This window comes from bacterium, assembly GCA_021372535.1.
Classification (GTDB): Bacteria; Latescibacterota; Latescibacteria; order Latescibacterales; family Latescibacteraceae; genus JAFGMP01.
Genome location: JAJFUH010000175.1, coordinates 1 through 10,581 on the forward strand (window position 1 = coordinate 1; position 10,581 = coordinate 10,581).

The window sequence follows — 10,581 nt, forward strand, 5'->3', positions numbered from 1 at the left end:
CAGTGTTTCCCGTACTACACGTACGACGAGGACGGGACGAACCGCCGCGAGAACATCACGGATTGGGCGCTCGGGCAGTTCAGGAAGCACTACGACGACCGGACGATCACGAAGCGTGACATCTTCTACTATGTGTACGGCATCCTGCATGCCCCGGACTACCGTGAACGGTACGCCGCGAACCTCCGGCGCGAACTGCCCCGGATACCGTTCGCCGACGATTTCAGGGTATTCGCCGCGGCGGGCTGGGAGCTCGCGAGCCTTCATCTCAATTACGAGCAGGCGGACAAGTATCCCCTCGAAGAGATCGAAACCCCCGGAAAGCCGCTCGATCTGCGCGTGGAGAAAATGAGGCTCTCACGAGACCGGCGGAGCATCGTGTACAACGAATTCCTGACGCTCTCCGGCATACCGGATGAGGTCTACGACTACCGGCTCGGCAACCGCTCGGCCCTCGAATGGATCATCGACCAGTACCGGGTGAAAACCGACCCCCGCAGCGGCATTGTCAACGACCCGAACCGCGCGGACGACAAGTCGTACATCATCCGCCTTATCAAAAAAATCGTGACCGTGAGCCTCGGGACGGTTCGGTTAGTGAAAAACCTTCCGGAGCGGTGAAGACAGGCATAAGGCATAAGGGGCAGGCATAAGGCACAAGGCATAAGGCATAAGGGGAAAAGATTTTTAAAACAGGCATAAGGCATAAGGCATAAGGCATAAAAAATGAAAGACACATACAAGGTAAAAGTCATAAGAGATGAGGCAGAAGGAAATGATAAAGTCATATCGTGATCTGGTAGTATGGCAAAAATCTATGGCGCTCGTTACGGAAATTTACTTGTTGACAAAGGATTTTCCAAAAGAAGAACTGTATGGTATTACCTCACAGATAAGACGGAGTGCGGTATCCATTCCAAGCAATATTGCCGAAGGTTATGGCAGAAATTCAACACAGGATTATATCCGTTTCCTTCAGATAGCCTGCGGCTCTCTGTATGAAATGCAGACTCAACTGGAGATTGCGGTTAATCTGGGATATCTGGATAAAGACCGCTCTCTGACTGTTCTGCAGAATATCAATGAAATAGAACGTATGCTCAATACACTTCTGAAAAAACTCTCAAAACCACAATAATTTTTTCTTGTTCCTGTCCTTTATCTTTCTGCCTTGTGCCTTCTGCCTTATGCCTTGTGCCTTCTGCCTGTCCTTCGTCTCTCCCCTTCTGCCTTATGCCTTGTGCCTTGTGCCTGTCCTTTGTCTCTCCCCTTCTGCCTTATGCCTTGTGCCTTCTGCCTATCTCTTTAAGCTTCCTTTTATACCGCGCCGCCTGACGGAACACCGCCGGATATTTGAGCCTGCACCGGGCAATGAGCCGCCGTATGAACCTGCTCTCCGGCGCGAGAATGAGCAACCCGATTATGAGGAACAGGATTCCCTGAAGCACGGGAAGAAAGAGCCCGGCGAACCCGAGTACAAGAAAAGTGATTCCCAGAACATACCGGATAAATCGTTTCATACGGAGCATCAACTATATGGTTATTCAAATAAAGTAAAAATCATATATATACTGTATATTCGCCGTCATTCCCGAATCATTAATCGGGAATCCATATGCAGCCTGCATACATTTTTCAGCCTTCGTTGTGACCATCTATAGTCATGGAGGCTATTCACAGACTTTTTCTACATACAAGAAACACGTTGTCTCACAGTGTGTTCCCTCACCCCTTGATCCCCTCTCCCCCGCTCTGCTGAGCCTGGCGCGACCCTCTTTCCTCTCCGGTTTTTCCCGCCCCGTCCGCAATGGTTTTCTGAATGGCGGCCAGACCGGCCACCGTCCCGAGCTGCATCGATTCCACCGCGGTGCTCGGCACGATAATGAGCGTCGCATTGTTTTTGAGGCCCTCGTAGAGCATGTTCATGGCGCGGAGATGAAGCGCGGTCGGGTTATCGGAATAGACGCGGGCCGCTTCTTCGAATTTCTGGGCGATCTGGCGTTCCGAATCGCCGAGGATGACACGGGCCTGGCGCTCGCGCTCCGCCTGCGCCTGCATGGACATGGCGCTCTGGAGACCCTGAGGGATGAGGACATCCCTGATCTCCACCGAAAGAACCCGTATGCCCCACGATGCGATACGGTTGCCGATTATCCGCTGGAGCTCGTCATCGAGATGCTCCCGTCCCTCGAGCATCTGGGACAGGAGGGTCTTACCGATGACATCGCGGAGCGCGGTCTGTGATGCCCAGCTTATGGCGTTCCGGTAGTCCTCGACCTCGAGCGCGGTTTTGACCGGTTCGATCACCTGCCAGAAGAGGACCGCGTCGACATCGACCGGTACGGTATCCTTGGTGAGGGTCTTCTCCGCCTTGAACGATGTGGTTATAACCCGCAGATCGATCCAGTATGGCAGCGTATCGAGGACAGGGATGATGAAAAAGAGCCCGGGGCCCTTGAGTCCCTGAAACTTTCCCAGCCTGAGCATGACCACACGCTCCCACTGGTTCGCCACCTTGACCGACGCCGCGATGAGAAGCGCCGCCAGAAACGAACCGCCCACTGTCCAGTAACTCGCCGTCCGGGAGACAGAATCGAAGAGCAGGTACGATGCAGCGATTCCGCAGCCGAAAATCAAGACAAATATCAAGACCGGTAAAGCATTCGACGATTTCATGGATCGCCTCCTTTCTCACTGCTATGTGCAGCATGGCATATGTGCACAAAAACAGTCGGACATAATATACCATTATACCGGTTTTAATGATACTGGTAAAAAAATATGTGTGCGGAGGGATAAGGGTATAAAGAGGTTCAGTATGAACATGCGGAACAGTATCGATGCGGAGGGATCATACAATCATCTCTTTTTTTCGGACGCCTTTTCGATATCGATGATGCTTGTCCCCATGAGGTATTCTTTTACTTCGTAGCGGGTGATATTGTTCAGCTTTTTCGTGATACTGGCCATTTTCGCCGTCTCATTCCTGATCTCGACGAGGGTCTCGTAGAGCGGATGATTATCGCCGATATCCATGAGCAGGAGCTCGGCGTTGCCGGAAACCGCCTGAAGCGGCTGGTTCAATTCATGGCATGTGGCGCCCGCCATTTCCAGCACACCCTTGAGTTTTTCCTGGCTCATCCGGGTCCTCTCTTCACTCTTTAAGTTCGTGATGTCACTGATAATAACGAGGTAAATGATCTCGCGTTCATATTCGATGAGGGACATGCGTATTCCGGCGTACAGTATCTGCTGCGAAGATGTCTGAAGCTTTATTTCGAACGAATATGTTCCCGCGATTCTGGACTTTTCCATGCTTTCAAGGTATTTATCGGCATTTTCATCGCTGAAAGAAGCGTTGAATCCAATTTCAACCACCTCTTTGAACGTTTTCCCCATTAATTGCTCGACATTTTTATTACAATCGAGAATAATTCCCTTGTTATTATGTACAATAACAATTTCAGGGATTCCCTTGAACAGTGTTCTGAAACGTTTTTCCGAATTCCTCAGCTCACGGGTCCGTACTTCGAGCAGCTCCTTGATATGAAAAAGCGAGCGCTCCCGTCGGGCTGTTTCGCTCACTGTGAGGAGGTATTCCGGGTCGAACGGTTTCCGAATATACGCATCCGCTCCCTGTTTGACACACAGGGTCGCAAGACGGGGATTCGGGTCGGCTGTTGTCATGATGACAACTCCCAGAAATCCGGGTTTTTTGAATTCCCCTATAAGCTCCAGCGCGTTCCCGTCGGGAATGCAATAATCGAGAACCACCACCTCGGGCTTATGCTCATTCAAGAGTATGCGGCCTTCTTTTACCGTTTTACAATTGAATACAGTATATCCCCGTTTCTCGAATATCTTCTTCATGCTGTTCGATAATGTTTCGTCGCAGTCAATAATAACACATTTCGGCACCACACTGATATTCGCACCTTTCGAAATGGTCTTCACATATTCAACCAGGCGTTCGGGCTTGAAGGGAATCGGAAGAAATCCCTTCACACCAAGATCGGCTGCAATCTCACGGGCCTGGACACCGGCGAATGTCGCCGAAATAATGAGAATGGGTACCTCGTTGAAATCGGGATAATCTTCCGACTGCATCAGACGGCACAATCCCCAGCCGTCTATCCCCGGCATATAGAGATCGGTGACGAGAACATCCGGTGCGCCGCTGCCGGACATGTGCTCGAGGGCTTCCTCTGCGCTCGTGAACGCCGATACTTCCATTCCCCCGTCGACAAGATACTGCATGATTATCTTTAACTGAAGGGGATCGTCATTGACAACAACCACATGCTTTTTCTCGCTCGTGTCCATCGTCCGTTCGTTCCTGATGAAATGGGTGTGTTGCCCGGTCAGCATGATACATCACATTACCTGAATGCAATCTTAAGTAATATTAACGAATATTATACAGGAAAGAAACATTTTTATTATAATCCTCATATGTAATGTGCAATTTTTTCTTGCTTGACGAATATGGTTTGTTACAGTATATGTACTATGTGATTGCCATGCTGAAAAGAATTTCTCAGGAGACAGGAATTTCAGGAATTGCTCTTATCATGACCATGGTTGATCACAACGAATCATGAAAATGCATCTTCAGTTGAATAGTGAGTTTTTCTCCGTGCCCTCCGTGTCTCCGAGGTTAAAATGTTAATGAATATTTTCAGATAAAAAGCGGATTTTTCACTCAACAGATTTCAGCACCTGACAAGGAGAGAGCGATGAACGTGCTATTTACCGCATCCGAGATGGTGCCATTCTATAAAGTCGGCGAGCGGGCCGACGCAATCGGCACCCTTGCACAGGCAATCGCCGAACGCGGTCACACGGTAACCGTCATGCTTCCCGGGTATCCCGATATCGACCGTGAGCGGTATGGTTTCGAGAGCGCTGACCTGGTAATACCGATTCCGATCGGCCAGGAGCTGAAGCCATTTGCCGTCTCGAAAACCAAATGGAACGGCCTGACCGTCTTCCTCCTCGAAAACGACGAATACTTCCGCCGCGGCGAAGGCTATGAGGACATTCACGGCAATTACCGTATCAACGGGCTGCGGTTCACCTGCTTCTCGCGGGCAATTATCGAGGCGGCAAAGGCACTGCGGATAAAACCCGATGTTGTCCATGCCCATGACTGGCAGACCGCGCTCGTGCTGGTCTATCTCTCCACACTCTACTCCGGGGACCCGCTGTTCCGGGAAACCGCAAAACTCTTCACCATCCACAATATCGGGTATCACGGCATCTTCGAGGAATCCGTCTTTACCATGAGCGGTCTCCCGAGGGATGAGTTTCAGATATCGAAGATGGAATACCACGGCAACGTATCGTTCCTCAAGGGCGGCATCGTCCACGCCGACGCGATTTCGACGGTCAGCGAGACCTATGCGCGGGAAATTACCGGCAAAGCTCTCGGATTCGGCATGCAGGGTGTGCTGTACGAGCGGAAGGATGACCTCTACGGCATTGTCAACGGGATCGACCAGAAAGAATGGAATCCGGCGACCGACCGCTCCATCCCTGCGCGGTACACCACGAAGAATCTCGCGGGCAAGAAAACCTGCCGAACCGCCCTGCTCGATGAGTGCGGCATGACGGACGATGAGACAGCGCCGGTGTTCGGCATGGTGACACGTCTCGACGAGCAGAAAGGTATCGACCTGATCGAAGCGGCGGCCGGAGGGCTTGCAGCTCTCGATCTGCGTCTCGTCATTCTCGGCATGGGAAACATGAAATACCACGAGGCGATGGGACGGATCACCTCGTCATACCCCGATAAAATCCAGGTCATCCGCCGTCAGGACAGACATCTCGCCCACCTCATCTTCGCCGGCGCGGATGCATTTCTCATGCCGAGCAGATACGAACCATGCGGCCTCGGGCAGCTCATCGCCATGCGGTACGGGACAGTGCCGGTCGTTCACGCGACAGGCGGGCTCGCCGACACCGTGCACGATTTCAGCGAGGGCGCGGAGTGCTGCACCGGCATCAGGTTCGACTCTTTCACTCCCGCGGCCCTTATCGGGGCTGTCTCACGGGCGATCGCGCTGTTCCGGGAGCCGGGGCAAGAGGAATGGAACACGGCGGTTCGTCATGGCATGATGCACGATTTCTCGTGGAAGACCTCGGCTCGTAAATACGGCGAACTGTACGAGCACATACGTCAGAAGGCTGGTAAAGACAGGCATAAGGCATAAGGCACAAAGGAAAAGATTTAAATACAGGCACAAGGCACACGGGAAAAAGAAACAACACAGCATCATACTGTATAGTATGCGGATGATGGCATCACGGCGTATGCGAAAAACAAATTATTATTCAGATAATAAAAAATAGCTATTATTATATGTCTGTATGTATTATATTACATCCACACCGTGCGCGGCGGACACGTTTTTTGTCGCGCTGAACATGTTGTTTTTCAATCAGATGAGATAATTATGTCCGTAAACCATATCCACCGAAAGGAGCCGTACAATGCCTGAACACCTGACAAAAGACACTTTCATGACGAAAGTATTCGATTACGAGCATAACAAAGACTGGAAATTCGAGGGCGATATTCCCTGTGTCATCGATTTTTACGCCGACTGGTGCGGTCCCTGCAAGATGATCGCGCCCATCATCGAGGAGCTCTCGACTGAATACGCGGGCACGGTGAATTTCTACAAGATCAACACCGAGCAGGAGCAGGAGCTTGCAGGGGCGTTTGGTATCCGGAGCATACCCTCGCTCCTCTTCATTCCCCTTGAAGGCAAGCCGAAGATGGCAATGGGCGCTCTTCCCAAAGACCAGCTGAAATCGATTATCGACACGGATCTGCTCGGCGCGGCCGGGTAAATACCTGTTCCCGCGACTGTCTGAACCGCTGATTAAACTGATTCAGTGATTACCATGATAAAAACCACCCGATACCGCATTTTATCATGATAATCAGGGTAATCACAGGCATCGGCGGTTCAGATATTTTTTCCGCTGCTTTCCTCACTTCACCGGTATGAAAAACCGCCCCTTTCTGAGCTTGTGTCTGAAGTCCGACCACGGTACCTTCGGATCGAGGCTGAAGAGTATGTACCCTACCTTGCCGCGGAGATTCTTGCTTGGGAGCGGACCCCATGACCGCGAGTCGAACGAGAAGTCCCGGTTATCGCCGAGAACGAAGAGTGAGTCTCTTTCGACAACCTTGAGCGGATAGAAATCCCGACGGGCATTCTCCTTTCGGAGTATCTCCGGATCGGCGAACTTCGCTGTTTGTGGCGGCGGCACGGGATTGCCGTTCACAAAGAGGTGCTTGCGGTCTATCGCGACTGTATCGCCTCCAATCGCCGCAATCCGCTTCACATATTCCTGCTTCGGGTCGCCGGGATATATGCAGATCACGATATCGTCCGGCTGCGGCTTGAAACCCGGAGTGACCGCGTGGTTGAAAAACGGCGGCCTGAACCCGTACCATGTCCTGAACAAGAGCAGCGTGTCTCCCACAAGGAGGGTATCCTCCATGGATTCCGAAACCACCTTGTGAAGGCTCAGCACCGAAGCCTGAAGCACCGCCAGGAGCGTAAAGACGATGACTAAATTAGTGAGGCTGAACTGGCGAGGATCGGTAAAAAAGTATTTCAGGAACGCAAGCAGTTTTTTCATACGCTTCCCCTTTGCGTATACAGGAACAGCATATCTCCGTCATTGAATCCCCGATCGGATCGAAGACCGGTCTATTCATGTAAAGTCCTTTCGGAACTCCATAACCCCTCCCTTTTCCCCAACTCACATTTTTGATTCCACTTTTACCTTCTGCTGCAGCCGACTCTTATTTTCGTCCCCATGCCCTTTTGAATTCTTTTATTTCTGTCTCATACCGGCTTTTTACAGAATCGGGAACTTCCCAAGCGGTAATAACATTGGAATAATCATCAAGACATAAATCTACAACTTTATCACATAACTCGCTTTTCGGATAAGTTCCTAAAAAAGCTTTGCACCGGTCGATCCGTGGAAGCATATCCGCGTAATCCCCTTCCCAGTCAATATGACGCGTTTCCAGAAGGAGCTCATAGGCGCTGTCATCCACATAGTCACTTTTGGGGTAGTTGTAGATTATTGTCTTGAAATCATTCCCTCTGTAAACATGTATGGCGCCCGATTCAAAATACCAGAATTGTTCCGGATGTTTATTGATGTAATCAAGGCCGGCAATATATAGAGGATATTTATCGCCATATTGTTTTTTGTACATCTCGGGGTATTTATCGAACTGGTAATCGCTGACGCAGAAGTTAGCTATCCCGCTTTTTGACAATCCGATTCTGTAAAGGGCGTAATCGGCTTTATCGCTGTTCAGAAAACGCGAATATTCTTCGATAGCCTGTAAATATTGAGTGGCATTATACAAGCTGTCAGCTTTGGAAAAATCGGCGGTTTGTTCGGAATCAGCAACCGGTGAATACATGGACAAGATGATTATCATAAGAAAAAGAATGTACTTCCTCATCATGTTTTTCCTCCGGGTTTACCTGAAAATGCATCTACCGTTCCCGGCGCCGAAGCCCTTGCCTGGTGTCGGGAGTCTCCGTAAAGCCGTCATTCCCGAATCTTTAATCGGGAATCCATATACAGCCTGCATAGATTTTTCTTCCTTCGTTGTAACCGTAGACGATCATGGAGGTTATTCATGGAAGAAATTCTCCATGAACATACAAAGTTACCAAAGCACCGAAACGCCGAGTCTCTGAGAAAATATATATTATTTATGCTGTCATAAGTAGTGTCCATATAAAAATCGTACGAAAAAATCCCGTAATTGTCACTTTATCCCTATAACACTCTCTCCTGCCGGGAGCTCGATCACAACCCCGTCCTTTTTGCTGTACTTCCATCCCTTGAAGGGAACGCCGTTCAAAAGCACACGTCCCGGTTTCGAGTCGAGTGCCATAGTGATCCTTGTCGGCTCGAAGGCGGAGCATGACAGCGTTTTGACAACACCGTCCCGGCGGTATACGACCGACACCGGTTTGTCGGCGCGGAGAAACATTTCCCCCTGCAAATCGACCATTGTCGCCCGCATGGCGATAGTTTCTTTCGGCCCGGCGGCGATGACAAGGGCGTCCGTAGTCACCGATCCCTCCGTATACATCCCGCCGCGCGCGGTATTGATGAAGAAGCCGGTTTCCCCGGCGGATAACACAGCGTGATCCGGCGCTGTTCTGTCGTTGAGGCCGTCCATTACGGCTCTGTCGGTGGTCATGACCGTGACAACCGTCGCCGCTCCCCCATCCTGCCCGAGATCGGCGGAAAGCCGGAGAAATCCGCGGGCTTTCATGTTCGCAGCGCTCTTGTCGCTCATCTCGTTGAGCGTCATGGGGCGTCTCACTATCTCCGCGCTGATGTTTCCGGGACAGAGAGTGCGGACAGCCAGCGTGCCCGAAGGCCGCCTGATGAATGCATCACGCCCGCTGACCGATATGTCCTCCATCATGGGCGCGTGGAACCGGAGCTCGACCGTCCCCGTCCCGGGCGCTCCGACAGCCTCGTCAATGAGAACAACCGTCCGGGGCGACAGGTACAGGACGCTCCTGCGGAGAGAGGTGAATTTTCCCTTGTAGATCGGGTCGAGACGGCCCGAGACGAACGCTCCGCCATCGAAGGTGATAAAATCGGTCGTGAAGGCATAGTTCTTCCAGGCCGGGACATCGCGGAGGAAATCCCCCGCCCGCTGGCTTTCAGGGTTGCCGTCCGCAAGGATGCAGTTGTGCCCGCCCGGCTGGATTACGAGCTTCTGATACCAGAGGTCGGCGTAGTAATCGGTCCGACCGGCCTCGCCGAGGAAATTCTCCCCACGGTCATTGAGGAAAAAAGCCCCCTGGTCGAAGTGCTGGTGGTTGACAAACGGCCCGCAGCGGAACACGAACATGAAATCGTCATGGCCGAATCCGCTCCTGAACACGGTCGTGCCGATGTCCCTGAAATGCGCCACGGGAGGCAGGTCGCCGGGGCTTTTCGCCACGATGGTCTCGTCGCCGAACAGGAGGTCGCGCTCAGTCGTGCCGGGATTGAAGCCGTAAAGCCACTTGAGGTACGGATCGCGGTATTTCCCGAGCAGGTACGCACAGTTCGCGAGGCTCAGGTAGCTCGAACTGTTGAACATCATGAGATTTTCGAACGCATCGCCGAAATCGCAGATACGCTTCGTTCCGGGGTCCATCTGGTACAGGAGGAAATAGTGGCTCTTCGCGATCTTTTCCGGGAAATGAACATCGAACATACGGTCGAGAACCGCCATCGATTTCGTAAGCCCGTGGAGCGTATGAATGTAATAGAGCGTCCCCTCGCCGTACGCGCCGTCCGGGCCGAACGCATCACGGGCGAGCTCGCCGACCTTGAGGATGGAGCCGCTCAGGTATGGTTCGAGGTCTTCGGGCGGGTAGTCTCCCATGAGCGCGACCGAGCACAGGATGCTTCCCGCGGTGACATCGCATATCCAGTTCGAGGTATTCGAGGACACCCAGTTGTCACGGACATATTCTTTGAACACCTCCTGCACGGCTTTCGTGTAGAGGGCTTCGGCGACTG

At 51.8% G+C, this 10,581-nt stretch carries 10 protein-coding genes; 4 read left to right on the forward strand and 6 right to left on the reverse strand.

Features of this window, described 5'->3' with window-relative positions; translation table 11 throughout:
• Both LLG96_15305 and LLG96_15310 read left to right on the forward strand, forming a co-directional pair.
• On the forward strand, positions 1 to 621 hold a 621-nt coding region (locus LLG96_15305), incomplete at its 5' end, for a helicase (protein ID MCE5251576.1).
• Between the two features lie 157 nt (positions 622 to 778).
• A complete protein-coding gene (locus tag LLG96_15310; GenBank protein MCE5251577.1) occupies positions 779 to 1,138 on the forward strand; it encodes a four helix bundle protein in 360 nt (119 codons plus the stop codon).
• A gap of 139 nt (positions 1,139 to 1,277) precedes the next feature.
• On the opposite strand, the gene LLG96_15315 is transcribed toward LLG96_15310, so the two are convergent.
• From LLG96_15315 to LLG96_15325, 3 genes are all read right to left on the reverse strand, one after another.
• A complete protein-coding gene (locus LLG96_15315) occupies positions 1,278 to 1,520 on the reverse strand; it encodes a hypothetical protein (GenBank protein ID MCE5251578.1) in 243 nt (80 codons plus the stop codon).
• A 205-nt stretch (positions 1,521 to 1,725) separates the two neighbouring features.
• Complete coding sequence (locus tag LLG96_15320; GenBank protein MCE5251579.1) at positions 1,726 to 2,676, reverse strand: slipin family protein; 951 nt, start codon at positions 2,674 to 2,676, stop codon at positions 1,726 to 1,728.
• 183 nt (positions 2,677 to 2,859) lie between these two features.
• Complete coding sequence (locus tag LLG96_15325; protein ID MCE5251580.1) at positions 2,860 to 4,368, reverse strand: response regulator; 1,509 nt, start codon at positions 4,366 to 4,368, stop codon at positions 2,860 to 2,862.
• Between the two features lie 368 nt (positions 4,369 to 4,736).
• Between LLG96_15325 and glgA the strand changes: the two genes are divergently transcribed.
• Together glgA and trxA are read left to right on the forward strand one after the other, a co-directional pair.
• The gene (glgA, locus tag LLG96_15330) at positions 4,737 to 6,212 is read left to right on the forward strand and encodes a glycogen synthase GlgA (protein ID MCE5251581.1); all 1,476 of its coding nucleotides are present in this window, start codon (positions 4,737 to 4,739) and stop codon (positions 6,210 to 6,212) included.
• Between the two features lie 280 nt (positions 6,213 to 6,492).
• On the forward strand, positions 6,493 to 6,855 hold the full coding sequence (gene trxA, locus LLG96_15335) for a thioredoxin (protein ID MCE5251582.1): 363 nt from the start codon (positions 6,493 to 6,495) through the stop codon (positions 6,853 to 6,855).
• A gap of 144 nt (positions 6,856 to 6,999) precedes the next feature.
• On the opposite strand, the gene lepB is transcribed toward trxA, so the two are convergent.
• From lepB to LLG96_15350, 3 genes are all read right to left on the reverse strand, one after another.
• Positions 7,000 to 7,656: a signal peptidase I gene (gene lepB, locus LLG96_15340; protein ID MCE5251583.1), complete on the reverse strand. Its 657-nt coding sequence runs from the start codon at positions 7,654 to 7,656 to the stop codon at positions 7,000 to 7,002.
• A gap of 166 nt (positions 7,657 to 7,822) precedes the next feature.
• The gene (locus LLG96_15345) at positions 7,823 to 8,506 is read right to left on the reverse strand and encodes a hypothetical protein (GenBank protein ID MCE5251584.1); all 684 of its coding nucleotides are present in this window, start codon (positions 8,504 to 8,506) and stop codon (positions 7,823 to 7,825) included.
• A gap of 309 nt (positions 8,507 to 8,815) precedes the next feature.
• On the reverse strand, positions 8,816 to 10,581 hold a 1,766-nt coding region (locus tag LLG96_15350), incomplete at its 5' end, for a heparinase II/III-family protein (protein MCE5251585.1).